The sequence below is a fragment of the Pseudoalteromonas sp. R86517 genome (assembly GCF_042466295.1).
In the GTDB taxonomy this organism is placed as follows: Bacteria; Pseudomonadota; Gammaproteobacteria; order Enterobacterales; family Alteromonadaceae; genus Pseudoalteromonas; species Pseudoalteromonas atlantica.
The window spans coordinates 575,364-602,020 of sequence record NZ_JAXHCB010000001.1 but is presented as its reverse complement, the minus strand read 5'-3'; the positions used below and the strand labels follow the sequence as shown (position 1 = coordinate 602,020).

Genomic DNA, 26,657 nt, shown 5'->3' with positions numbered 1-26,657 from the left:
ATAGTCTATTTTATCAATGCAGCAATGACTGACTGATCTTCGTTTTTAAGTAATGCTTTTGCGTCATGTTGATAAATATCGTCTCTAAAATTAACGAACATGTCTTCATCAACCCACGCCGTCCAATACACTAAATGAATAGGTAAGGGCTCATTTAAATAAAAAGTTTGAGTGGTATCAGTATCTCTGGCTTTATCCACTTGCTTAAGGGTGCGCTCTTCACCTTGGTGCTTAATTATTTCACGCGCCAATGAAAATGGCTCTTCAACCCTTATACAACCATGTGATAGCGCACGCTGCGCTTGGTTAAAACGCTGCTTTGCTGGAGTATCGTGAACATAAATGGCCTCAGGATTTGGAAACAGATATTTCACTTCGCCAAGTGGGTTTTCATCCCCTGCACGCTTAACTAAAAAGTGATCAAACTGATAGGGCTTAATAGACTGCCAATCAATATTACTGGGGTTAACTGTTTTAGAATCTAGGTAGCTGTTTTTTCTAACTTCGATATTATTTTTAGCAAGGTACTGAGGATCTTTAGCCACCTTTGGTGCTATTTCTTTGGTTGCAATAGAGGTTGGTATGCGCCACTCAGGGTTTACTACAAATTTTTCGATTTCGTCACTAAAGGCTGGTGTTTCCCAGCTCGGCTTACCCACAATAACGTTATTTTGTAGTTTTACTTCGCCTGCTTTTACATAGCGCAATGTGTACTCAGGTATGTTTACATACACATACTGCGAATCACTTGAGCCTGCGAAGTTAGTTATGCGGTAAAAGTTAAGCTTTAATTTAGCCAATTTTTTCTTAGCGGGTACATTAAGCTTAGCTAAGGTGCGCTTGCCTACTCGCCCATCAACCTTTAAACCGTGGCGACGCTGAAACTGTTGCACAGCCTGCTCAATGGTTTTATCAAATGTGCACATTGCGGTGTCACATACATTGCTGGTTAAGTCACGCTCTTGATACAAACGCAGCGCTAACTGACTCACCGCTTTACTGGTGCTGCCAAGTTCAAGCAACTCATTAGTGTATAAAGGAGTAAACCCGCCACTGTTAACTATTTCTGTGTACCAGTTAATTGCTTTTTCGGTGCGCGCTATTAACTGTGCTGCATTTTGATCAAAATAATAATCGCCATTTTGCAATTGTTGTTGCGAGTTGTAAGTGGTCAATGAAGAGTTGGCAAGTGCCACACTTTCAAGATCTGCACTGCCTAGCGCTTGCCCTGTTAGCATGGCGCTAACGCAGCCTGCAAGCGTAGCGTGTAACGTAATGTGCTTTACCTTTGTAGACAATGCCTTTGAAAATAACCCCTTCACTTTGTACCTCCTCGCTAAATATCATTGATAAATGCTTTTGTACTTACTGCTTAACAGTAACTTGAAGGTGCAATGCAGGTGCCAAAATAAAATAAAAACACAACACGCTGAAATTTAATAACTTTTTAAACTTTTACATGGTAATTAAAAAATACTTCAACTACGCAATTATGTAATTTGGTTGCTGTAGTGTGTAAAGTTGCTATAGCAATTAGTCTTTTAAAAAGGCTAAAAAGCCACGCTCATAACGACTCAAGTATTTTGTTTTTCGCGGTAAAGAAAGCGACTCTCGCCACGCTATTTGGGTTTGCACATCCTCTTTACACAAGGCAATTAAATTCGGGTGAACATACGATTTACGGGCAATAGCGGGCGTATTACCTAGCTGCTCAGACACGCTCTCGAGCATACTTTTTAAACTAAGTGCGCCTTTTGCTTTTACAAGTTGCTTAAAGGCAATAACACTGGCTCGCCAGGTTCTAAAGTGCTTAGCGCTAAAGTCCTCACCCATAATTTGTTGAATATACTGGTTAATTTCACTAGAGGTTACGTTTGTGCGCTCTCCATCGCTTATATATTGAAACAAATGCTGACCGGGTAAATCTTGTAGGTCTTTAATTACATGGCTAAGCACTCTATCGGTTATGTTTACCTCGCGCTCTTTGCCCGATTTAGCCCGATACCGTAGCTGTATATTTTTACCCGTAAGCTTAGCATGGCGATTGCGCAGGGTTGTGGCGCCAAAACTTTTGTTTTGCTTTACATTTCGCTCGTTACCTACCCGCAATGCACCTAAGTCCATAAGCCTAACTACCGCAGCTAATGTGCGCTCTACGCTGAGCTCATCCCCTTGTAAATCGTTTTCTAAACGGGCACGCAGTAATGGCAGCTTATTGCCAAACACCCCACAGGCTTGGTATTTTTTCGCCTCTTGTTGAGCTCTAAAATTTTCATGGTAACGGTATTGCTTACGGCCTTTACTATCTATCCCCGTTGCTAAAATATGGCCATTTTCTTCAGGGCAAAACCAAGCATTTTTGTAGGCGGGAGGAAACGCTAACGCATTTAAACGATCAATCACTTTTTGATCGGTGATTTGCTTTCCTATTGGGTCAAAGTACAGCCACGTTTTGTTTTTACGCTTACGGGTTATACCGGGTAAATTATCATCTACGTAGATTAGTTTCATTTATGCTCCTAGCAACTTAAACCACCATCAATAAATGTATCACTGTAAAATAACCTTAAACTGAACAACGTTATTGATATATAATCAAAAATTGAACAATAATATAAAAATCCGTTTAGTTTAATTACCTGCTTAAGTATATAAACTGCACCTTTTGGTACCGTTTAGCTATGCTCATTTTGGCCAAAATATACACGGATAATAATACCAACTCGCTAAATTAATTAGTCTATTTGAGCCCGGAAAAACATAGCTAACACTAGGTTTGCCCTCGCAAATGATTAAGTATTATTGCAAAACTGGTAACCCCCCTTAAATAATGTGCTGTTTACAAGGAGCATACAATGGCATTTGATTATGGTTCTATTGATCTTGGGTTAAAAAACCCCTTTAAGTTGGAAGGTAAAGTAACCGCGCTAAGAGGTATTATTGAGTCGGTAGCAGGCGTAAGTTTACTTGTTATAGCTGCAAGCTCGGTGAAAGAAAGTACCACCGCAGGCTGGATTTTAATGCTATTTGGTATGTTTATTTTAGCGCTGGGTATTCGCTCTTTATCGTCAGGTATTTATGCCACCTTAAAGTACTTTGTAGGCAGAAACCACCCTACATCGCTTGCGTATAATTTTAGTAAGTCTGAGAGCTCTACCGCGCAAGAAGAAAAAAAAGAAGTAGCCTATAACGCCCAATCACTCGAAGAAATGCTGGTTGGTCGTAAAAACAGTACCTTTAAAGAGCCTAACGGATTTTTATCTCGTTTGTTACACAGCTTAATTCCCAAACTGTTATTTTTACCTTACCCAATTCGAAATGTAGCGCAGCGATTATTTGGCTCATGGGTGAGCACGCTTGTTGCCTTAATTGCTTATGGGCTTGTAGCGTTTGTTTCGCTGTCGGGCTTTACTGGGGAAGCTGGCGAATTAGCCTTTCCGGTTTACAGTGCTATTTTAATGTTTTATGTGCTTTTTTCTTGGCGCTCAAGTAGCAAACCTATCTCTCGCAATGCTGAAAGAAACATTGAAGCGCTTGGAGGCGGTACATTAGCTAAAATTATTTCGTTGTCATTTATTTTGCCTATTGTTATTGGCCTTTCTATGTCGTGGCTAATGCAAGAGCAACATATCAGCAAACAAGAAATAGACGCGTGGCTGGCACAACTGCCAAACTTGCATGCTGGCATATACCTCATTGCCATTATTATATTAGCAACGTTAAGCTGCGCATTAGTATTTACAATGATCAAAGCACGCTTAAACGCAGTGACCCCTACCGCCGAAGTGTCAGAATTACGTGAAAACTGGCAAGAGTCTGTTCACCCTGATGAAGTATTTATAAACCTTGATAATCTTGTCATGGCAAATAGACGCTACAAAGAAGTGCCTAATAGAGTTTACCGCGAGCTAGACCCAAAACTACAAGAGCAAATAGAAGGTAAAGGCGGTTTTAAAGGCGAAATGATTCAAGAGGTTCAGCCTAAGCTACACGCTATGGAGCTAGGTAAAAACTTTACCCTAGCCAGATTAGTTGCGCTAATCAGTGCTAATTTACTTTATATTGTGGCATTAGTATTAACGGTGTTGTTAGCCTATTCATTAATAGATATTTATTACTACATAGATAGCGCTAATATTAATAATTTACAGCAAGCGTTTAATAATCAAAACGTTATACAGTTTAGTAGCTTACTAATGAGCAGTGTTCATATTTTAATAATAGCAGTGATTATTAAAGCCTTTGCTCGTTTATTGGCTAACTGTGCTCATTTATTTTTTGCCGAAATGCAGTTTGAATCATTACTTGTGTACTTTAAGTGCGAAGGTACATTTACCGAATCTAAAATTTCAACGGGGACAGGTATTCATGACAGCACCCGCTCAGAAAACACCTTAGTGCGCAGCAGTATCACGCCATGGGTCATTGTCTCTCGTGTTATTACGAGCACGTTTGCTGCCACCGGTATGAAAAACCTTGAGCATCCTCGCCATATAATGGAAATGCACAAAGATGAAGGTCAATTACAAGCCATTAAAAATGATGTAATTGCCTTTCTAAAAGACCGCGAATCGATTGCCTCAATTACCAGTGAGCGCGATTTAGGCAATGCATCGCAAATACATCAATTAAACCAACAAACCCGTGCAATACCTACTCAGCAAGCAATAACAAAAGAGGATGAAGAGGCCGCTGGTTACCTAAGGCAAGAAGAGAACTTAACACCAGAGCCTAAAGCTTAATAATCGCTTTGCTATATTTGTAAAAGCTAAACTGCGTCGCGGTTTGTAATCTAGGCAACTAGGTTACAAACCGTGCGCGCACTAATTACTTACCGCTAAACCTTTTTTAAATACCAGCTTGTTAAAATTTATGGTGTTTATCTGCCTTATTATTAACGTATTTTTAATTGTCCTTCACTTTATTGAATCATTTATACCTATTTGACCGATTAATTCTAAATTTACGCATAAACCCCTTGCTTTATGCGTTAAAAACCAAATAATGAAGCAATTATAAACTGGGTAAGAATGAGGAAAATGAGCTATATACTAACCACCCAATGTGCCGACGATGTAGGCCTAATCGCCAAAATTACAGGGCTTTGCCACGCGCACAATTTAAATATTACACGTAATAACGAATTTGTAGATAAAGACGCCAAGCGCTTTTTTATGCGCACTGAACTAACCGGCGAGCCACAAAGTGACTTTTTATCGCAATTACGCGCTTTATTACCTGAGGGTGCACAACTTGCTCTACATGATGATACAAAAACTAAAGTGGTACTGCTTGCAACAAAAGAAGCACATTGCTTAGGGTCTGTATTACTTAAACAGTTTGAGCAAGCGTTAAATATTGAAGTATTAGCTGTGATTGCCAACTACCCAGATTTAGAGCCATTAGCAAAAGGCTTTGATGTGCCTTTTCATGTTGTTTCGCACGTAGGCCTAAGTCGCGCCGAGCATGATGAAAAAGTAGGTGATTTAATTGCCTCTTATAACCCTGACATTATTGGCTTAGCAAAATACATGCGCATACTAAGCCCTGAATTTGTGGGTCGTTTTGAGAACAAAATTATTAATATTCACCACTCGTTTTTACCGGCCTTTATTGGCGCTAAACCGTATCATCAAGCATTTGAGCGCGGCGTAAAAATTATTGGTGCTACGGCTCACTTTGTAAATAATGAGCTAGATGAAGGCCCTATTATTTTACAAGACGTCACCAGCGTAACGCACGCTAATACCGCTGAAATGATGGCTAAAATGGGTAAAGACGTAGAAAAAACCGTGTTTAGTAAAGCCTTACAACTAGCTTCTGAACACAAACTATTTATTAACGGTAATAAAACCGTGGTATTTAGCTAATACCATTGCGCATAATTAAGTGATCTATTTTGAGGATGGATAAACGTGTTGATAGCAAGGCAAAAAATTCGCTATTTAGTTGCTCTAAATGAGAATTTTTTAACGCAGATAGCGACACGTTTAGCCCCTGAAAATGATTAAGTATTATTGCGGATTGGTATAAGACCCCTTTTTACATACTATAAAGCCAGCAACAGGGTTTCCCCCTTTTGCTGGCTTTTTATGCCTAACAGCTTAATTAGAGTCAGATATTAGCTGTAGCTGTGTTTTATCCGACACCATAATTAATTGTAAATTGGCATCCACCATTAAGGTGTGTAATAAATAGGTGACTCAGGCCCTACTGGCAAGCCTAAAGCAAACACCCATACGTAAAATAAAATGACCCAACCGATAAAAAACACAATACTGTATGGCAGCATAGTGGCCACTAACGTTCCTATACCCATGTCTTTTTTATATTTAACTGCCACCGCTAAAATTAAGCCAAAATAGCTCATCATTGGGGTGATTAAGTTAGTCACAGAGTCACCAATACGATACGCCGCTTGAATGGTTTCTGGCGCGTAACCAATTAGCATAAGCATAGGCACAAAAATAGGGGCCGTAATCGCCCACTGCGCCGATGACGAGCCTAAACTCAAGTTAACCATTGCACACATTAATATAAACAATACAAATACTTCTGGGCCAGTAAGGTTTAACGCTTGTAATAGTGCTGCACCATTAATTGCCAAAATAGTGCCTAAATTAGTCCATTTAAAAAAGGCCACAAACTGGGCTGCAAAAAATACTAATACTATATATAAACCCATTGAGCTCATGCTTTTGCTCATTGCGTTAATAATGTCTTTATCGTTTTTCATGCTGCCAACAACACGCCCGTAAACAAAGCCTGGCACACTAAAAGTTACAAATATAATTGCGACTATTCCTTTTAAAAAAGGCGAGCCTGCCACTTGGCCTGTTTCTGGGTGGCGTAAAATACCATCGGCAGGAATAATCGTCCAAGCAAATAACGACAGCACCACTAATAGAGCAACACCCGCCCATTTTAGACCGGTTTTTTCTAACGCGGTAAGTGTATCAATATTGTTTTGTGACAAGTCGATACTGGCTTCATCGGGGTTATATTTACCTAAACGCGGCTCTACTATTTTTTCGGTTACGAGTGTACCCAGTGCGGCAATAAGTAATACTGATATCATCATGAAATACCAGTTAGCCTCGGCGCCAACCTCGTACGTTGGGTCAATCATTTGTGCTGCAGGCGTAGTTATACCTGCTAATAATGGGTCTATTGTGCCAAGTAGTAAGTTAGCGCTATAGCCGCCAGAAACACCGGCAAAGGCAGCCGCTAAGCCAGCTAAAGGGTGGCGTCCCAAACTATGAAATATCATGGCTGCAAGCGGAATTAACACCACATAGCCAAGCTCAGAAGCTGTGTTAGACATTATGGCCGCAAACACCACCATAAAGGTAACTAAACGCTTTGACGCGCCCATAACCATGCCTCGCATAGCAGCAGAGAGTAGCCCTGAATGCTCTGCAACACTGACCCCAAGTAGTGCCACTAAAACAGTGCCTAAAGGCGCAAAACCGGTAAAGTTAGTAACCAGGCCAGCCATAATACGCTGTAGCCCCTCAGCACTGAGTAAACTAACAACTTCAATTACTCCATCAGGCGCACGCCCTGCTGCCCCAATCGGTCTTGGGTCAATTGCGCTTAGCCCAAACCAATCGGCAATACCACTTATTAGCACAATTGAAACCGCAAATATCGCAAATAAAGTAATGGGATGAGGAAGCATATTTCCTAAAAACTCAACGGTTGCTAAAAAGCGATTAAATAAACCGTTATTGTCTTTAGGTTGATTATTAGGTGAGTGTGTGGAGTCTGTCATACTTGGCTCTATAAATTACAAAATTGCGCTAACCTAGCATTGTTTGCAAAAGAGATCATGTATAAAAGGTAAATGACGTGTAGGTTTTAAGTTTAAAAAGCGCTGCTTGAGTGTATTGGCCTTTGTGGATTGAAGTTTTTTCAGTCTTGCCATATCACCGAGAGCAGCGCATATCTGGTATTTTTAAGCGCTTATCACCTATTAACTGGCAATAAGCACATTAGCTAGGCACGGCTTTGCCTAAACACCAAACATACGGCTGTAAATTTATTTTTAAACGATAAACAAATTTTAGCGCTTTTAATATTTTAAGCTTGCTCTATTGGTTCTAGCTGTAATTTAGCGGCAATAAGAACGGCTTGGGTACGGTTATAAACGCCAAGTTTTCTAAAAATTGCAGTAATGTGTGCTTTGACTGTTGCCTCAGAAATATGTAGTTCGTAGGCTATTTGTTTGTTTAGTAACCCTTCATGAAGGTATTGCAATACACGATATTGCTGCGGCGTTAACGATGCAACCTGCGCGGCAATTTCTCTGTCTTCTCCTTCTATTTCGGCTACTTTATTTTTTAACTCTTTTGGAAGCCACGTATCGCCTTCTAGTATTTGGTTTATAGCATTAGCAATATCATCTGAAGATGATGACTTAGGAATAAAGCCCATTGCGCCATAACCCATTACCTTAGACACTATGTTTATGTCTTCACTTCCTGAGACAACCGCTATGGGTAAGCTTGGGTAGTCTTCGCGAATGCGGATCAGGCCATATAAATCACCATTACCTGGCATGTGTAAATCTAGCAGTAATATATCAAGATCTTCTTGTTCGCTAAGTACTTGCAGTGTGCTGTCAAAATCTGATGATTCAAATACCTCTAAATCGTCAAACTTAGCACTTAATGCTCCTTTTAGTGCCTCGCGAAATAACGGATGATCATCCGCTATTAAAAACTGACTCATGGTTCGCTCCTAATAAATTCGGCTGCCAATAAGGTATAAAGTACTTACTGACAGCCGATATACTACGTTTAGAATCAACTTGTAATCAAGTTTTTAACGCGCATTTAACGATTTAATCGGTTTTCTATGAGCTCATCTACCACGGTTGGGTCTGCAAGTGTTGATGTATCCCCTAGCTGTTGATGTTCATTTGCGGCTATTTTACGTAAAATTCGACGCATAATCTTACCTGAACGAGTTTTTGGTAGGCCTGGCGACCATTGAATCATATCAGGGGAAGCTATTGGGCTTAGCTCTTTACGTACCCAATTACGGACTTGAGTTGTCAGCTCATCACTTACAGTAACGCCTTCATTTGGCGTAATGTAAACATAAATACCTTGGCCTTTAATATCATGCGGATAACCGACTACGGCGGCCTCTGCTACAGCTTCGTGAGCTACTAGCGCGCTTTCTATTTCAGCGGTGCCTAAGCGATGCCCTGATACATTAAGCACGTCATCAACACGCCCTGTGATCCAGTAATAGCCATCTTCATCACGACGACAGCCATCACCTGTAAAGTAAACACCGGGGTAAGCACTAAAATAGGTTTGTTCAAAACGTTCGTGGTCGCCATAAACAGTACGCGCTTGTGAAGGCCAGCTATCTAATATCACTAAATTACCGTCAACGGCACCTTCTAGTGTATTACCCTCTGCATCAAATAGAGCCGGCGCAATACCAAAAAACGGATGCGTTGCTGAGCCTGGTTTAGTTTGGGTAGCACCAGGCAGTGGGGTGATCATAATGCCACCCGTTTCGGTTTGCCACCACGTATCTACGATTGGGCAATTAGCATTACCAATATTTTCGTAATACCACGTCCATGCTTCAGGGTTGATGGGTTCACCCACCGAGCCTAAAATGCGTAAACTTTGACGATTAGATGACGCGGTTGGCTCATCGCCTTTAGCCATTAACGCTCGAATAGCGGTTGGTGCAGTATATAAAATGGTTACGCCGTGCTTATCAATCACCTCACCCATGCGCCCTGCGGTTGGGTAGGTAGGCACACCTTCAAATACCACTTGCGTACAGCCATTAACCAGTGGGCCATAAGCAATATAGCTGTGGCCGGTGATCCAACCTACATCGGCGCTACACCAATATACGTCGTCCTCTTGTAAATCAAATACGTATTCGTGGGTCATTGATGAGTAAACTAAGTAACCCCCTGTAGTATGCACAACCCCTTTTGGTTGGCCAGTAGAGCCCGAAGTATATAAAATAAAAAGTGGATCTTCTGCATTCATTGGCTCCGGTTCGCACTGCGCCGGTTGGTCAGCTACAAGCTCATGCCACCAAATATCGTGCTCGTTCCAATCAACTTCGCCACCGGTTAGCTGATGTACAATAACGTGTTCAATGCTTGTCACCGACTCTTGTGCTACGGCTTCATCAACATTCGCTTTTAAAGGAACACAATTACCAGCTCGGCGGCCTTCATCGGATGTGATCACCACTTTAGCGCCAGAGTCTTTAATTCGATCTGCAATGGCTGAGGGAGAAAAACCACCAAATACAACCGAGTGAATAGCACCAATACGTGCACAGGCTTGCATGGCGTAAATGGCTTGCGGCGTCATCGGCATATAAATAGCAACTCGGTCACCTTTTTGTACACCCAGTTTTTTTAAACCATTGGCAAAGCGCGCCACTTCATCATGTAATTGTTGGTAGGTAATGTTTTCACTTTGGTTTGGGTTGTCTCCTTCCCAAATAAGCGCAACTTTATCGGCTTTGGTTTTTAAATGGCGGTCAATACAGTTATAAGAGGCATTTAAAACTCCATCTTCGTACCATTTTATATCGATATGGCCTTTATCAAATGAGGTGTTTTTTACTTTAGTATACGGAGTAAACCAATCTAAGCGCTGGCCATGTTCACGCCAAAACCCTTGTGGGTCATCAATCGACTGTTTGTAGAGTGTATTATATTTTTCGTTATCAACTAACGTCGTTTTTTCAATATGTGCAGGAACAGGATAGATACTTTGTGACATCTCAGTCTCCATTTTAATAACTTGCCATGATTAAAGGATTACTCAGCAGTACTTTATTAAGTATTAGACCTTAGTTGTACAACCCTTCTAATTAACATTTTGTGGTTTATAATCTCGCCGCTCATGACTTTTTTACATAGAAATACAGTATGTTAAATATAAGTAAGTGGCCATTGAATTACTCTTAAACCTTCGTCTTATAGACCAATAGGTAATTGAGTAAATTTTGCACATATTTAAAAGTGGTTTTCGGACATTAAAATAATGATGCAGCCATGCAAGTTAAACACTTATTTAACGAACTCATAGCGTGATGCAAGATAAATAAATTTTTATTCGTAAGTAATACCTGTAGCAAGTAATACATTTGAACGTTTAAAAAGCAACAAACAACAAGTAGCCTTTAAAGGACACCACAATGAAATTTACCCCATTAAAAACTCTTGCAGCGAGTGCTGTATTATGTGCTTTAACAAGCACGGCTTATGCGGCAACTGCAGCTAAAGTAGGTAACACCGAATTTACTTACGGCGGATACATTAAGCTAGATACAATGTGGAGTGATTACTCTGCAGGCGCTCCTGATGGCTCAAATGTAGGGCGTGATTTTTACGTACCAAGTACACTGCCAGTAGGCGATGACGATGATTCGGATGCCGTATTTGATATGCATGCACGTGAGTCACGTTTTAACTTTGGTACGTCAACGTTAATGGATAACGGTAAAACAGTTAAAACTAAAATTGAGTTAGACTTTTTAGCATCTGCACCTGGCGGTAACGAGCGCGTATCAAACTCATATGCTCCACGTATTCGCCATGCATTTGTAACTTACGATGGCTGGTTATTTGGTCAAACATGGTCAAACTTTCAAAACGTGGGTGCACTTGCAGAAACACTTGATTTTGTAGGCCCTGCTGAAGGCACTGTTTTTGTTCGCCAAACACAAATTAAGTACACAACCGGTGCTTGGTCGTTCTCACTAGAAAACCCAGAAAGCACAATTACCACTCAAGGTGGCGCACGTGTAGAAACAGATGATGCGTCACTTCCTGATGTTACTGCGCGCTACACACACAATGCCGATTGGGGTAACTTTGTAGTTGCAGCACTTGCTCGCCAACTTACTTATAAAGTAGGCGATGTTGACGCTGATGAAACCTCGTTTGGTATTAGCGCTTCGGGCCGTGTAAATTTTGGCGAAGATTACCTTAAATTTATGCTTACACAAGGTAAAGGCCTTGGCCGTTACGTGGGCTTAAATGTTGCCCATGGTGCAGTGCTTAATGGCGATGAACTAGATGCAATAGACTCAACATCTGGTTTTGTTGCTTATCAGCATAAATGGACAAGCCAGTGGCGCTCAACTTTCTTATATTCTTTCTTTAGTGCTGACAACAACACCGATCTATTAACAATATCAGGTGACCCTGTTGAATCAAGCCAAAGCTTTAGTGCAAACATTTTATACTCACCGGTTAAGCGTTTAACATTTGGTGCAGAGTTTAAACATGCCGAGCGCGAAACAGAAAGTGGTATTGACGGCGATTTAGAGCGCTTACAATTTTCTGTAAAATACAATTTTTAATTAAACATAGTGATCACAATAAAGCGGCTTAGGCCGCTTTTTTTTTAGCTATACAACGTGAACTCTGCTTAAAAGGTTTATTTAATAGTACTGTGGTAGTAATGGTATTTAAGGGTGCCTTTTTGTCTGAGATTTTCAGTAAATTAAACACGGTTAGCGCTTAAATAAGCTTAAATAGCAGCATTTGGAAGAGCTCAGATAAAAGTTTGCACAGAAATAACACTCTCTTTGCGATTAAGGGATATTACCTTAGCGCTAAACTAAGCGGTTATTTAGTTGCTAAAATCCACTAAATCCCCACAATTTCGGATAACTATTAATTATTTTGCACAAACAACAAACATGTTATTGAAAATCACTCTCATTTAGATTATGTTATGCACTTCTTTTTTGAACCTATTGGAAAAACACATGTCGTCCCAACAAATTTTGCGTTTATCTAAGCTAAGCCTTATTACTTCACTTGTTTTATCTGGTCATGCATTTGCACAAGAAACTACAACAAATACAGATGACTCATTAGAAAAAATAGCAGTATATGGCCAGCATCATAAAAACTACATCACAGAAGATGCGCAATCTGCTACAAAATTAGGCCTAACAATCAAAGAAACCCCACAAAGTATTTCTGTTGTTTCTCGCGCTTTAATGGATGATTTTTCACTAGATGATATTAACTCAGTGCTAGAGAGCACCCCCGGTGTAACTGTAGAACAAATAGAAACTGACCGTACTTATTTTAAAGCCCGTGGCTTTGAAATAACAAACTTTCAGGTTGATGGTTTAGGCATCCCTCAAAGCTCAGGCTCTATTCAGGGCACTTTAGATACGTCTATTTACGACCGTGTAGAAATTGTACGTGGTGCAAACGGCCTTATGACTGGCGCAGGTAACCCATCTGCAACCGTAAATATGGTATTAAAAAAACCAACTTACATAACTCAAGCGCATGCATCTGCATCGTATGGTTCATGGAACAACAAGCGTTTAGAGGTAGATGTTTCAACGCCAATTAACGACGACCACGCTGTACGCGCCGTATTTACCAAGCAAAAAGCGGAGTCATACCTAGATCGTTACGAAACAGATAAAACAATTGCTTATCTTGCTTACGAAGGCAAGCTAACCGACGACACGACATTAAGCATCAACTATGTTAACCAACAAAAAGATGCCGATAGCCCACTTTGGGGCGCACTCCCTCTTTATTACACCGATGGCACAGCAACAAACTACGACGCCTCTACAAGTACGGCATCTGATTGGTCTTACTGGGACAACAGCGCAGAGCAAGTATATGTAACACTTGAGCAAAACCTATCGGCTACGTGGGTTGCAACAGCGCGTTACGCACACATAGAAAACGAGCAAGACTCAGAACTATTTTACGTATATGGCACACCAGATAGCGAAACTGGCCTTGGTTTAACAGGTTACGCAAGCCGTTACGACTACGAAGATAAGCACGATTTATTTGATTTATACGCCAGCGGTAAATTTGATTTATTTGGCCAAGAACACGACCTGTCATTTGGTGTTAGTCAAGCAAAAATGGATTACAACGAGCAGTCGCTTTACGATTACACCACGGGCAACGGCTTTCCTGCAATGCCTTCGCTTGATACGTGGGATGGCGTAGTACCTGAAGCAACCCTTGCTGATGGCTTAAATGGCAGTGACATAGAAAACAAACAGCAATCAGCTTATATGTCTACTCGCATTAAATTAAGCGCTCCGCTAAGTGTGTTAGCAGGTGTACGTTACACTGATTGGGAAACATCGGGCACTGCTTATGGTGTTGAACAAACACGTAACGACAGCGAAGTTATCCCGTATGTGGGGGCTGTGTATGACTTTAATGAATCGCTTTCAGCCTATGCAAGTTACACAGAGACCTTTGTGCCACAAAAAGAGCTTGATATTAATGCCGAGCAATTGGCGCCAGTTACAGGTAAAAGTAGCGAAATTGGTTTAAAAGCACAGCTATTAGACGATCAAGTATTTGTAACCTTTGCTTACTTTGATGCAAAACAAGAAAACCTAGCGGTTGCATTACCTGATTCATTACCAAGCGATACTCGTTATTATGGTGCTGATGGTATCACCAGCGACGGTTTTGAAATTGAATTAAGTGGTAAAGTGACCGAGGATTTAAGTGCAAGTATCAGCTTTAGTAATTTAAGTATTGATGGTGATGATTTAGTTGAAGATTACACGCCAGAGAACCAGCTAAAACTGGCTGCAACTTACCAAGTACCATTTGTTGAAGGCTTAACTTTTGGTGCAAATTATCGTTGGCAAGACTCTGTTAGCCGCGTACAAGTTGAAGATGCAACCGGCGCTGCACTTGTAACCACGAACCAAGATGCTTACGGTATTCTTGATTTAATGGCTAACTACAAAATTACAGAAAACGTTGGGGTTACTTTTAACGTCAATAACACCACGGATGAAAAATACCTACACAGCCTATACTGGGCTCAAGGTTATTACGGTGCGCCGCGTAACTACGCGCTATCTGTAAACTGGCAGCTATAAGTCGCTTTTTTAAAGTACGGCTTTTAAATTTAAACGGCACTTTTTAGTGCCGTTTTTGCTTTCAGCCCCTTTAAGTTAAAACGCTTATCACCCTCCTTGCGCTATCTACCTTATGCAAAGTATTTGCAATACCATGCTTTTATTACGCGCCTCAATTAAAAAGCGTACTTGTTAGCCAGCCTCACTATAAATATGGCTAAGCGCTATTTAAACTGCATCTATTAAAGCCTGTAAGGTTATAGTTTTAGCGTGCTTTAAACACAAAAAGGCGCTAACCACTGCTGGTTAGCGCCTTTTAAAGCTCGGGTCAAATCAAGCTTAGAGAACGTTTACACTTAAAGGTCAGACTCAGCGCCTAATACGTCTTCGCCATCTTCTGGCTCAACCGTTGCTTTTAATAGCAACATATCACGTAACTTACCTTCAATTTCATCTGCAATTTCTACGTTTTCTTTCAAAAACTTAATAGAGTTTGATTTACCTTGGCCTACTTTATTGCCGTTGTAGCTGTACCAAGCACCTGCTTTTTCAACAATTTTGTGCTTAACACCTAAATCAATTAACTCACCTTGTTTAGAAATACCTTCACCATACATAATGATGAATTCAGCTTGTTTAAACGGTGGTGCAACTTTGTTTTTAACTACTTTAACGCGGGTTTCGTTACCGACTACCTCATCGCCTTCTTTAACAGAGCCAATACGACGAATATCAATACGCACTGATGCGTAAAACTTAAGTGCGTTACCACCAGTTGTTGTTTCAGGGTTACCAAACATTACACCAATTTTCATACGAATTTGGTTAATGAAAATACATAGCGTATTTGAGCGTTTAATATTACCTGTAAGCTTACGTAGTGCTTGCGACATTAAACGTGCTTGTAAGCCCATATGCGAGTCGCCCATGTCGCCTTCAATTTCAGCTTTTGGTGTAAGCGCAGCAACAGAATCGACAATAACAACATCTACAGCACTTGAACGTACTAACATGTCACAAATTTCTAGCGCTTGCTCACCGGTATCTGGCTGAGAAACTAACAGCTCATCAATGTTAACACCTAGCTTTTGTGCGTATACCGGATCAAGAGCATGCTCAGCATCAACAAAGGCACATGTTTTGCCTTCTTTTTGAGCCTGCGCGATAACTTGCAAAGTAAGCGTTGTTTTACCTGAAGACTCAGGGCCATACACTTCAACAATACGCCCCATAGGCAAACCGCCTATGCCTAAAGCAATATCAATCCCAAGTGAGCCTGTAGATACAGCATCAATATTTAGGGCTTTGTTATCGCCCAGTTTCATAATTGATCCTTTACCAAATTGACGCTCAATTTGTGATAGTGCAGCGTCCAGCGCTTTTTGTTTATTATCGTTCATTCTGTTCTCCAAATCCGGCTAATGCGAACAAGTATACTGTATGAAATCACAGTATCAAGTGAAATTTATAATTTTATCTTCTCGATAGTGCTTTTCAATGCAAATTCAATAGCTTGAATTCTAATTTGCGCTCTATCGCCGTTAAATATTTGCTTAAACGTAAATTGTTCATTGGCAATTTGTATGCAAAACCACACAAAGCCAACTGGTTTATCGGACGTAGCGCCACCTGGCCCAGCAATGCCCGAAATTGCCACGGCAACATCAGCTTTGGCAACGCTTGCGGCACCAAAAGCCATCTCTTTTACTGTTTGCTCACTCACCGCACCAAATTGCTCTAGCGTAGTATTGGCCACATTAAGCAGTTCATGCTTAGCTTCATTACTATAAGTAACAAATGCGCGGCCCAAATAACCTGAGCTACCTGGCGTATCTGTAAGCGCATAACTCACTCCGCCACCAGTACATGATTCAGCGGTAGTGATCCATAAGCGTTTATCCGTTAAAATAACGCCCAATTGCGCAGCAAGTGTTTTAATCTCTTGATGTAATTCCATATTCAGCCTTTGGGTAAATACATGTCGTTTGATCTTTATGCACCGCACACTATAAAACAACAAACCCCTATGATGCAGCAGTATCTAAAAATAAAATCAGAGCATCGCGATATTTTATTGTTTTATCGTATGGGGGATTTTTATGAACTCTTTTTTGACGACGCTAAACGCGCGGCCCAACTACTCGATATTTCGCAAACGCATCGCGGTAAAGCCGGCGGCGATCCTATCCCTATGGCGGGTGTCCCTTATCATGCAGTAGAAAACTATTTAGCTCGTTTAGTGCAAATGGGCGAATCGGTTGCTATATGTGAGCAAGTTGGCGACCCTGCAACCAGTAAAGGGCCAGTAGAGCGCAAAGTCGTACGTATCGTTACTCCGGGTACTATTTCAGATGAAGCGCTATTGCAAGAACGCCAAGATAACTTACTCACTAGCGTATGGCAAAATAAAAAAGGGCTATACGGTATTGCCTACCTTGATATAAATTCAGGGCGCTTCAACGTAGTTGAAGTTAACACCGACGAAGCATTTACTTCAACCTTACAGCGCTTAGCACCCGCTGAGCTTTTATACTGTGAAAGCTTTGAAAACACACATTTAATTGAGCATATAAAAGGGGCACGCCGACGCCCTGAGTGGGAGTTTGACCTAGACACCGCGCAACACTTACTGTGCGAGCAGTTTGGCACCAAAGATTTAGTTGGTTTTGGTGTAGATAAAGCGCATGCTGCTTTGGTCGCTGCGGGTTGTTTAATGCAATACGTAAAAGATACACAACGTATTGCGCTCCCTCACATTCGCGCTATTACGCTTGAGCATAACGAGCACGCAGTTATATTAGATGCGGCAACGCGCAAAAATTTAGAACTAACCGTTAATTTATCGGGCGGCTTTGAAAACACCTTAGCGCAGGTACTTGATAAAACCGCCACGGCCATGGGGTCGCGTTTACTTAAACGCCGCATTCATACACCTGTGCGTAATAAAAATGAGCTTAACTCACGTTTAAATGCCATTAGCGCTATTTTAGATGTGCAGTTATATGGCGAGTTACACGATTCATTAAAAGAAATTGGTGACATAGAACGCGTAATAGCACGACTTGCTTTATGCACCGCACGCCCGCGCGATTTGACCCGACTGCGCAGTGCCCTACAAGCACTCGCACCACTGCACGCATTATTAAACGATGCTAATGATGAGCGTATCGCTAGCATTGTTCGCCATTCTCCAGAGCTGCCTGAACTACAAGCTTTACTTGAGCGTGCTGTTATTGATAACCCACCGGTACTAATTCGCGATGGGGGCGTTATTGCTCCAGGCTACAACAGCGAACTCGATGAATGGCGAAACTTGAGTAAAGGCGCTACCGATATACTTGAGCAACTAGAGCTTAGAGAGCGCGAGCGCACCGGGATCAGCACATTAAAAATTGGCTATAACAAGGTACATGGCTTTTTCATCGAGGTAAGTCGTGCAAATTCACACTTAGTACCTGCTGATTATATTCGCCGCCAAACACTTAAAAATAATGAACGCTACATAATACCTGAACTAAAAGAGCACGAAGACAAAGTGCTTGGCAGCCAATCAAAAGCTCTTGCGCTTGAAAAACAATTATATGAAGAGCTATTTGAGTTTATAGCCCCGCATATTGAACAGCTTCAAATAATGGCTGGCGCATTAGCCGATTTAGATGTATTGAATAACTTAGCAGAGCGAGCACAAACGCTTAACTATGCTAAACCGCAACTATGCGATGATGATAATATATTCATTAAACAAGGTCGCCACCCCGTGGTAGAGCAAGTAATGAAAGAACCTTTTATTGCCAACCCTGTGGAGCTAAATAGCCAGCGTAAAATGTTGATTATTACCGGTCCAAACATGGGTGGTAAATCAACCTATATGCGCCAAACAGCACTTATCGTATTGATGGCGCATATTGGCTGTTATGTCCCTGCTGATAGTGCAAAAATTGGTAATATTGACCGTATATTTACTCGCATTGGTGCAAGCGACGATTTAGCCTCTGGTCGCTCTACTTTTATGGTAGAAATGACAGAAACCGCCACAATATTAAATAATGCAACTGCGCAATCTTTGGTATTAATGGATGAAATTGGCAGAGGTACCAGTACCTACGATGGCTTGTCACTTGCTTATGCAACGGCTGATCATCTGGCACAAAAAATATCTGCTAAAACATTATTTGCTACGCACTACTTTGAATTAACGGAACTTGCCGAGCAAAAAACCGGGCTGGTGAATGTACACCTAGATGCCATAGAGCACAACGACACCATTGCATTTATGCATACTGTGCTTGATGGTGCAGCAAGTAAAAGCTTTGGCTTACAGGTCGCAGCGCTTGCCGGCGTGCCTAAAGCCGTGATAGCCCAAGCAAAACAAAAGCTTAAACTGCTCGAAAACCACCAAAGTGTAACAGCGCCTAATGCTGAGCAACAGGCGTTTTCATTTGCTAATGAGTTACCTGCGCCTGAGCCTTCTGAAGTTGAGGAGCAGCTCGGTGCCATTGACCCTGATAACCTATCGCCGCGTCAAGCACACGAACTTCTTTATAAATTAAAAGCACTACTTTGAATACAGGTAACTTGAGCGGTGGTTAAGAGGCTGATAACACTGTAAATAGTATTTCTTGGGGGTCGTAAGACATAAAAAAAGCTGAAGGTTTTATCCTTCAGCTTTTAAACACATAGACATATAAAAGGGAGTTACGAGAACTGGTCAAACAAACTTTCTGTGCTTAACCCTTCTTGTTGTAAAATATCTTTCAAACGACGTAATGCTTCTACCTGAATTTGTCTTACGCGCTCTCGCGTTAAACCAATTTCACGGCCAACATCTTCAAGTGTTGATGGCTCATAGCCAAGTAAACCAAAGCGACGCGCTAATACTTCACGTTGTTTAGGGTTTAACTCACCTAACCAATCAACAATATGTTTGTTAATATCATTGTTTTGAACTTCGCCCTCAGGGCCTGCGCTTTTTTCATCGGCAATAATGTCTAACAGTGCGCTGTCGTTCTCACCGCCAATTGGCATATCAACTGAGGCAATTTTTTCGTTTAAGCGTAGCATTTTAGTTACGTCTTCTACGGGTCTACCTAAGCTTTCAGCAATTTCTTCAGCAGTTGGCTCATGGTCTAGCTTTTGTGTCAGCTCGCGTGCTGTACGCAAGTAAACATTTAATTCTTTAACTACATGTATTGGCAGGCGAATTGTGCGCGTTTGATTCATAATGGCGCGTTCAATTGTTTGGCGTATCCACCACGTTGCATAAGTCGAAAATCTAAAACCGCGTTCTGGGTCAAACTTTTCAACAGCGCGAATTAAACCTAGGTTACCTTCTTCAATTAAATCTAGAAGTGCTAATCCTCGGTTGTTATAACGGCGGGCAATTTTTACAACTAAACGTAGGTTACTTTCAATCATACGCTTGCGAGATGCTTCACATCCACGTAGCGATTTGCGGGCAAAAAAGACTTCTTCTTCAGCGCTAAGTAGGGGAGAAAAACCAATTTCTCCTAAATAAAGTTGGGTTGCATCAAGGTTTTTAGTTACTTCCTCTTTTGCAAATATCTCTTCTTCGTTATCAACCTCTTCAAGTAATGCTGCAGTTTCTTCTACTGCGGTGTCATCAAATTTTTCGTCGGTGGTGTTTTTGTCAAGTTTTGCTGCGTTAGCCATAAGCCTTCTCCCGAGCAATTATCAATACCTAAAAATTAGGGAAGGTATTTAGCAGGATTGACAGCTTGCCCACGGTAGCGAATTTCAAAACGAAGCGCAGTGACCGAAGATTCTGACTTGCCCATTTCTGCTATTTTTTGTCCTGCCTTAACTTTCTGCTTTTCTCTAACAAGTAGTTTCGAGTTATGTGCATAAGCACTTAGGTAATCATCATTATGTTTCAAAATGATTAAATTACCGTACCCTCGAAGCGCATTACCCGCATACACCACCGTTCCTTGTGCTGCGGCTAAAACTGAAGCCCCTGTACGGTTAGTAATCTGTAAACCCTTGTAACCGTTTTCCTTATTAGAAAAGCGTTTAGTCACTTTGCCCTTTGCAGGCCAAAACCACTTTACTTTACTTCTCGACGAAGGTTTAGCATTACTAACTATTTCATTGGCTTGTTTTCGAACATACTCTCGTTGTTTCGGCTGATCAAGATTTTTCTTTAATTTTTTGTTAGTTTTTTGTTTTATTTTAGTGGGTGTTATTTTTTGTTTAACGGGTGAATTGCTAGCAACCGCATGGCTAGTGGTGGCTGCAAGCGAAATAACTTGCCCAGGATAAATAACATAAGGTGATGGAATTGAATTGTTTTTTGCAAGCGACCTAAAATCTTGCCCTGCACTAAAGGCAATGGAATATAAAGTATCACCCTTTTGTACTGTGTATTTATTTCCATTAATGTTAATGCCTTTTTGAAAATCATTAACATTAGTATTGAGGCTACTAACAGGAGCAGGAATATGGCGAGATGAACACCCCGAAAGCAAAACAGCAATAAATACAACTGCATATAATACGTACTGACTATTCAAGGTGTTTTGCTCCGAAATTTAAAAAGTACTACTTTTGCTTGTTAGCGTAATAAAAAGTAAGCAACCGCTATTAATATAACTAAACCCCAACCAAGTACTTCAACATATTGACGTAATTTTTGCTCCATTTTAACCCCGCCCCACTTCATTAAAGCAGAAACTAAAAAGAAACGCGCACCGCGGCCAACGGCAGACGCTATTAAAAATGGTAAAAATGCCATTTGTAATACCCCTGCACCAATAGTAAATACCTTATAAGGGATAGGTGAAAAGCCTGCTAAAAATACCACCCACACGCCATACTCTTTAAACCATGTAAGCGCTGTTTCAAACTTTTCTTGCCAGTGCATCTGCTCAATAAAGGGCTGTACAACAGGCTCAAATAACCAGTAACCTAAAAAGTAACCTACAATCCCCCCAAGTACTGAAGCAACTGTTGCAAAGCTTGCAAAGCGCCACGCTTTACTTGGCTGAGCAAGCGACATAGGAGCAAGCATTACATCCGGTGGTACCGGAAAAAAAACGGACTCAGCAAAGCTCATGGCTGCTAAATAGCGCTCAGCAAAGCGGTGTTTTGCCCACACTAGGGCCATATCGTATAACTTAGTAAACAATTTCAACGTGAATTCCTATTCAATATCACCAGGGACGAGAGGGACAAACCGTACTGGTGCAATAACATGCTCTGTGAAGCTATCGCCTTGGCGAATAACCATGGTTAATTTTTGTTCTTGCTCTCCAATGGGGGCAAGGAGTACACCGCCATCAGCTAGTTGTGCAAGTAAGTCTTGGGGCACTTTTGATGCGGCCGCGGTAACTATAATACCATTAAACGGGGCCTGTGATTGCCAGCCTTGCCAGCCATCTGCGTGTTTCATGGTTACATTGTATAAATCAAGTTGGTGTAAACGGCGTTTAGCCTGCCATTGCAGTGCTTTTATACGCTCGACCGAATACACCTTATTAAAACACTTGGCTAACACTGCGGTTTGATAACCAGAGCCTGTGCCAATTTCTAACACTTTGTCGCGTACGCCAGCCAAATGAAGCAGCTCGGTCATACGCGCCACAATATAAGGCTGCGAAATAGTTTGCCCTTGCCCTATTGGCAACGCCGTGTTTTCGTACGCCTTGTGTTTTAGTACATCATCAATAAAGGCATGACGTGGTATATCTGCAATGGCTTTTAATACCTGTTTGTCTTCTACCCCTTCTTGCTCTAATAGCTTAGAAAGCGCAATAGCACTGCGCGAGTAATTAGCCAGCACGGTTTATCTCCATTTCAGCTAACCACTGCCCAACCGCTTCAATACTTTCTTTTGCTGTCATATCAACACTTAACGGTGTAACTGAAGCATAGCCATTATTAACAGCGTAAAAATCAGTGCCCTCACCGGCATCGCTTTCAATACCAAGCGAGCCATACCAAAAAATATCACGCCCCCATGGGTCCGTTTGTTTGGTCATGGTTTCGGCTTTATGTCGAGCGCCTAAACGCGTAACTTGCACCCCTTTTAGCTCACTTAGAGGAATATCGGGTACATTTACGTTGATAATTTGATCTTTAGGCAGTGGGTGCGATGCCAGCCCTTTAATTATGTTAACGGTCACAGCTGCTGCGGTTTCAAAGTGCTCACCATGGTGCGAGCAAAGCGACACGGCAATAGCAGGCAAGCCTAAATGGCGCCCTTCGGTCGCCGCAGCCACAGTGCCTGAATACAATGTATCATCGCCCAAATTAGCGCCGTGGTTAATACCTGCTACGACTAAATCAGGCGTTTCATCTACTAACTGATTAACCCCTAAATGAACACAATCAGTAGGTGTGCCATTAACCGATATAAAGCCGTTTTCAAGCGTGGTAGAGCGCAGTGGATTTATTAACGTTAACGAGTTACTGGCACCACTACAGTTACGATCAGGGGCTACAAGGGTTACATCGGCAATTTGCGTAAGAGCCTGGTATAAAACAGCAATCCCTTTAGCGTTTACACCGTCGTCGTTACTTAGCAGTATCTTCATTTTGACTGTCCTTTTCTTTTCGCTCATTAGGGCTTGCATCGGTGTAATCCACCAGCTCACGTAAAAGTGCGGTAGCAAAACACCCTTTAGGCAATCCAAAGCTTAATTTTAAAGTCGTTTCGTCTAGTGTTTCTATGGTTAAATCTTGCGGAATGAGACGCAGCATACGGCGCTCATTTTTAAGGCCTAATTCGCCTAAGCCCTCACACCATGCTTGGTATGGTTTTAGCCATAATTTTTCTTGATCAGTTAAGCCCTTTTCGCTTTTACCAACCATAGGAGCCGACATCATAATATCGCCAGAGGCTAAACGCGCTATGTTTTCATCGCTTATTGCATCTTCAAAAAATGCGTTACTACCGCTTAGCATAAATACTTCACGGTGCATGGTTTTAGCTAACCCATGCTCTTTAACACGTAAGCTCACTATTTGATTAAATACATGTGAACGGGCAGCGGAGATAATAATACCGCGTAGTTTTTTATCGCGAATGCGCTCGCCGGCAAACATTTTTTCGGCCATAACTAAATTATGCCCATCGCGGCCAAAGCGCTGCTCGCCAAAGTAGTTAGGCACACCCGCACGCACGGCATTAATGCGGCATAAAATATCAAGCGGCTGGGTTACATTACGAAGCGTAATAGTGAATCGGTTTCCTTTGTGGCAACCGGTGCGTAATTTACGTTCGTGGCGCTGTTGCGAAACCACAAAAATGCTGTCGCTATTGAGTTCACTAAAATCAATGTGCTTTTTAATGGGTACTTTTACGCTAAACCATTGGCTACACACGCCGTGGCGGTCTTTCATGCCGGCATAGCTTACTTCGCGCGGTGACACTCCAGCCTTTTGTGCAATTAACTTAGCCACATATTGCGTGTTTTCACCTTTTTTAACGACCTGTAAGCATACATGCTCACCACTGCCGGTAAATTCTATGCCGAGGTATTCATCAACCATAAAATCTTCAGCAACGGTTTTAAAGTCTGCTTTTGAAAGGGGTGCACCGTATAGATAATTTAAATCGCTCATGCGCTTGCTGTACTCTCAAGCGCTTTGCTCATAATAACCACCGCATGGCTAGAAATACCTTCTTTACGCCCTTCAAAGCCGAGCTTTTCGGTGGTGGTCGCTTTAACATTGATTTGTGAAAGCTCGCAATTTAAATCGCTGGCTAAATTAGAGCGCATAGCGTGGATGTGTGGCAACATTTTAGGAGCCTGCGCCACAATAGTGACATCGCCATTGCCCAGTACATAACCTTGCTCTTTGGCAAGGCCTACAACATGGCGAAGTAAAATACGGCTATCTATATTTTCATACTCGCTCGCCGTATCCGGAAAATGCTTACCAATATCGCCCATTGCCAACGCGCCTAAAATAGCATCGCATAATGCATGAATAGCAACATCGCCATCTGAGTGTGCTAAAAAGCCCTGCGGGTAATCTATTTTTTCGCCGCAAATTGTTATTGGGCCTTCGCCACCAAATTTGTGTACGTCAAAACCATGGCCAATTCGAATCATAATGCTTGCTCGTTTTGTTGTTTGTTTAATAAAAACCCCGCTAGGTCTAAATCCTCCGGCGTGGTTATTTTAATATTGTCGCTGCGCCCTGCAATTAGCTTAACGGGTTTATTTGCCCACTCAATGGCACTGGCTTCATCGGTAATAGTTACGCCTTCACAAAGCGCACGTTGCAACGCATTTTTAAGCTCGTCATATTTAAAAAACTGCGGTGTAAGCGCTTGCCATAAATCATCACGAGGCACGGTTTGCTCGCTATGCGTGTTACCACGCTTTATGGTGTCTTTTACCTTGCTTGCTAAAATACCGCCTTCGTCGTCGGCTATACAATGCGCTATTAAGGTTTCAATATCGTTAATAGTGACTAAGGGGCGGGCTGCGTCGTGCACCAGCACCCATTCAGGAGGGTTATTTTCTAAAAATAATAGGCTATTAAGCACTGAGTCTGCTCGCTCTTGCCCGCCGTTCGCGCGTAAAATTCGCGAGTCTATGTGCGCAAGCGAGTCAAAATAAGGGTCGGTTTGACTAACGGCGACAACTATTTGGCTTAAGCTTTGTAATTGCGAAAGCTTACAGAGCGTGTGCTCTAAAATAGTTTTTCCTGCCAATTTAATATACTGCTTAGGTGCACTGTGCTGCATTCTGCTGCCTACGCCGGCAGCGGGTACAATGGCAGCTATTGAATTATTATTTTTCATGTTGTTTGCCCGGTAAAACACGTATAAATGTTTCATCCGGTTTAATCATTCCTAATTCGTTACGAGCGCGCTCTTCTATGCCTTCTTGACCAAGCTTTAAATCTTCTATGTCGGCGGTGAGTACTTTATTGCGCTTAATTAGTTTTTCATTAGTTTGTTGATGAGAAGCCACGGCTGCTTTTAAACGCGTATAGTCTTGCACACCGTTATGTCCAAACCAAAGTCGGTATTGTATAAACAGTGCTAAGCACAACAGGCCAAGCTGAAAAAACCGCATTTAACACTCCCTATTCGTTTTTAAATAAAATTAGGCTCGTGGGCGTTTTATATTACGCCAATTAATATTACCCGCTAATAACATTTCTCTAAGTGAAAGCAACCTAGGTGCGCAGCGTTTTGAAAATTGCCACTGATGCCCGCAACACGCCGCTGTTAAACTCATTTTACTGGGTTTTACCAACTGCGCATTCGCTTGCTCTAGGCCCTTGCCAAAAAAATCAAACCAGCCTAGTTCATTACAGTGCAGTTTATTGTCGCTTACTTGATCTATGCTGTCTATTCTTAGCCTCACTTGGTCATGGCTATTTATTAACACCGGCACTATTAGCCCCACTTGGGCATATTTTTTATAAAAAAGTTCATTTGCCTGAGCGTTAACCTCTGGCGGTGTTGGCTTTTGTTTTTCAAGCCAAGAGCCATTTTGTGAGTCGAGCGTAAACGGCGAACTCCCATTGGCAACCAAAGTGGCCGCCCGTTCTATATAATACGGTAAGCTTTTTAATTGGCGGCGTAGTTTATCGGCATTAGGCTCAGCAACTAAGCGCTGTACCTCTCGCTGATAAAACGCATTGCACAATTGTGCATACAGCACTTTTTGCGCATCACTTTGCCATATTTCTTGCTGCTGAGCTGCAAGTGGCTGACTCTTCGCTACCAATAGTTATACTCAAAAAACAATTAGGTAGCTGTTTTATAGCACAATAGCGGCTATTTTTTAAGC

22 protein-coding genes are annotated in these 26,657 nt (G+C 41.7%); 5 read left to right on the top strand and 17 right to left on the bottom strand.

Annotated features, from left to right (window positions below; translation table 11 throughout):
* Positions 1–5: 5 nt before the first annotated feature.
* Both SJY38_RS02655 and SJY38_RS02650 read right to left on the bottom strand, forming a co-directional pair.
* Positions 6–1,322, bottom strand: coding sequence for a murein L,D-transpeptidase (locus tag SJY38_RS02655; RefSeq protein WP_377109255.1), 1,317 nt, complete (start codon positions 1,320–1,322; stop codon positions 6–8).
* Between the two features lie 211 nt (positions 1,323–1,533).
* A complete protein-coding gene (locus tag SJY38_RS02650) occupies positions 1,534–2,511 on the bottom strand; it encodes a DNA topoisomerase IB (RefSeq protein ID WP_377109254.1) in 978 nt (325 codons plus the stop codon).
* Positions 2,512–2,855: 344 nt separating this feature from the next.
* On the opposite strand from SJY38_RS02650, the gene SJY38_RS02645 reads away from it, so the two are divergent.
* Together SJY38_RS02645 and purU are read left to right on the top strand one after the other, a co-directional pair.
* On the top strand, positions 2,856–4,742 hold the full coding sequence (locus tag SJY38_RS02645) for a hypothetical protein (protein ID WP_273611587.1): 1,887 nt from the start codon (positions 2,856–2,858) through the stop codon (positions 4,740–4,742).
* Positions 4,743–5,039: 297 nt separating this feature from the next.
* Positions 5,040–5,870, top strand: coding sequence for a formyltetrahydrofolate deformylase (gene purU / locus SJY38_RS02640; protein WP_024033106.1), 831 nt, complete (start codon positions 5,040–5,042; stop codon positions 5,868–5,870).
* Positions 5,871–6,178: 308 nt separating this feature from the next.
* On the opposite strand, the gene SJY38_RS02635 is transcribed toward purU, so the two are convergent.
* The 3 genes from SJY38_RS02635 to acs all read right to left on the bottom strand — a co-directional run bounded on the left by SJY38_RS02635 (position 6,179) and on the right by acs (position 10,778).
* A complete protein-coding gene (locus SJY38_RS02635) occupies positions 6,179–7,774 on the bottom strand; it encodes an AbgT family transporter (protein ID WP_054982716.1) in 1,596 nt (531 codons plus the stop codon).
* Between the two features lie 308 nt (positions 7,775–8,082).
* The gene (locus SJY38_RS02630; protein WP_004586197.1) at positions 8,083–8,733 is read right to left on the bottom strand and encodes a response regulator transcription factor; all 651 of its coding nucleotides are present in this window, start codon (positions 8,731–8,733) and stop codon (positions 8,083–8,085) included.
* Positions 8,734–8,837: 104 nt separating this feature from the next.
* Positions 8,838–10,778 (bottom strand): acetate--CoA ligase, encoded by a 1,941-nt coding sequence (gene acs, locus SJY38_RS02625; protein ID WP_024033109.1) that lies wholly within the window; start codon positions 10,776–10,778, stop codon positions 8,838–8,840.
* Between the two features lie 418 nt (positions 10,779–11,196).
* On the opposite strand from acs, the gene SJY38_RS02620 reads away from it, so the two are divergent.
* Positions 11,197–12,366 (top strand): DcaP family trimeric outer membrane transporter, encoded by a 1,170-nt coding sequence (locus SJY38_RS02620; RefSeq protein WP_286741807.1) that lies wholly within the window; start codon positions 11,197–11,199, stop codon positions 12,364–12,366.
* Positions 12,367–12,777: 411 nt separating this feature from the next.
* Complete coding sequence (locus SJY38_RS02615; RefSeq protein WP_286741806.1) at positions 12,778–14,904, top strand: TonB-dependent siderophore receptor; 2,127 nt, start codon at positions 12,778–12,780, stop codon at positions 14,902–14,904.
* A 335-nt stretch (positions 14,905–15,239) separates the two neighbouring features.
* Here SJY38_RS02615 and recA read toward each other — a convergent pair whose 3' ends face one another.
* Positions 15,240–16,283, bottom strand: a complete 1,044-nt coding sequence (gene recA, locus SJY38_RS02610) for a recombinase RecA (RefSeq protein ID WP_004586193.1) — start codon at positions 16,281–16,283, stop codon at positions 15,240–15,242.
* A gap of 65 nt (positions 16,284–16,348) precedes the next feature.
* Positions 16,349–16,840 carry a CinA family protein gene (locus tag SJY38_RS02605; RefSeq protein WP_286741805.1) on the bottom strand — a complete coding sequence of 164 codons (492 nt, stop codon included), beginning with the start codon at positions 16,838–16,840 and terminating at the stop codon, positions 16,349–16,351.
* 21 nt (positions 16,841–16,861) lie between these two features.
* Here SJY38_RS02605 and mutS point away from each other — a divergent pair, with 21 nt between their 5' ends.
* A complete protein-coding gene (gene mutS / locus SJY38_RS02600; protein ID WP_286741804.1) occupies positions 16,862–19,447 on the top strand; it encodes a DNA mismatch repair protein MutS in 2,586 nt (861 codons plus the stop codon).
* A 131-nt stretch (positions 19,448–19,578) separates the two neighbouring features.
* Here mutS and rpoS read toward each other — a convergent pair whose 3' ends face one another.
* From rpoS to SJY38_RS02550, 10 genes are read right to left on the bottom strand one after another with little or no spacing between them, the layout of a single operon-like run.
* Entirely contained in the window at positions 19,579–20,553 is a 975-nt protein-coding gene (gene rpoS / locus SJY38_RS02595) for an RNA polymerase sigma factor RpoS (protein ID WP_024033114.1), read from the bottom strand.
* 35 nt (positions 20,554–20,588) lie between these two features.
* The gene (locus tag SJY38_RS02590; protein WP_286741803.1) at positions 20,589–21,413 is read right to left on the bottom strand and encodes a peptidoglycan DD-metalloendopeptidase family protein; all 825 of its coding nucleotides are present in this window, start codon (positions 21,411–21,413) and stop codon (positions 20,589–20,591) included.
* 41 nt (positions 21,414–21,454) lie between these two features.
* On the bottom strand, positions 21,455–22,033 hold the full coding sequence (locus tag SJY38_RS02585; RefSeq protein WP_004586188.1) for a YqaA family protein: 579 nt from the start codon (positions 22,031–22,033) through the stop codon (positions 21,455–21,457).
* Between the two features lie 9 nt (positions 22,034–22,042).
* Entirely contained in the window at positions 22,043–22,681 is a 639-nt protein-coding gene (locus tag SJY38_RS02580) for a protein-L-isoaspartate(D-aspartate) O-methyltransferase (RefSeq protein WP_004586187.1), read from the bottom strand.
* A complete protein-coding gene (surE, locus tag SJY38_RS02575) occupies positions 22,671–23,435 on the bottom strand; it encodes a 5'/3'-nucleotidase SurE (protein ID WP_004586186.1) in 765 nt (254 codons plus the stop codon). Before surE ends, SJY38_RS02580 begins: the two co-directional genes overlap by 11 nt.
* Positions 23,416–24,465, bottom strand: a complete 1,050-nt coding sequence (gene truD / locus SJY38_RS02570; RefSeq protein ID WP_286741802.1) for a tRNA pseudouridine(13) synthase TruD — start codon at positions 24,463–24,465, stop codon at positions 23,416–23,418. The genes surE and truD overlap by 20 nt, the downstream gene beginning before the upstream one ends.
* Positions 24,462–24,959: a 2-C-methyl-D-erythritol 2,4-cyclodiphosphate synthase gene (gene ispF, locus SJY38_RS02565; RefSeq protein ID WP_273607701.1), complete on the bottom strand. Its 498-nt coding sequence runs from the start codon at positions 24,957–24,959 to the stop codon at positions 24,462–24,464. Before ispF ends, truD begins: the two co-directional genes overlap by 4 nt.
* Positions 24,956–25,657 (bottom strand): 2-C-methyl-D-erythritol 4-phosphate cytidylyltransferase, encoded by a 702-nt coding sequence (gene ispD, locus SJY38_RS02560; RefSeq protein WP_054982725.1) that lies wholly within the window; start codon positions 25,655–25,657, stop codon positions 24,956–24,958. The genes ispF and ispD overlap by 4 nt, the downstream gene beginning before the upstream one ends.
* Positions 25,647–25,934 carry a cell division protein FtsB gene (gene ftsB, locus SJY38_RS02555; protein WP_004586182.1) on the bottom strand — a complete coding sequence of 96 codons (288 nt, stop codon included), beginning with the start codon at positions 25,932–25,934 and terminating at the stop codon, positions 25,647–25,649. Before ftsB ends, ispD begins: the two co-directional genes overlap by 11 nt.
* A 30-nt stretch (positions 25,935–25,964) precedes the next feature.
* A complete protein-coding gene (locus SJY38_RS02550; RefSeq protein ID WP_024033119.1) occupies positions 25,965–26,594 on the bottom strand; it encodes a hypothetical protein in 630 nt (209 codons plus the stop codon).
* Between the last annotated feature and the right edge of the window lie 63 nt (positions 26,595–26,657).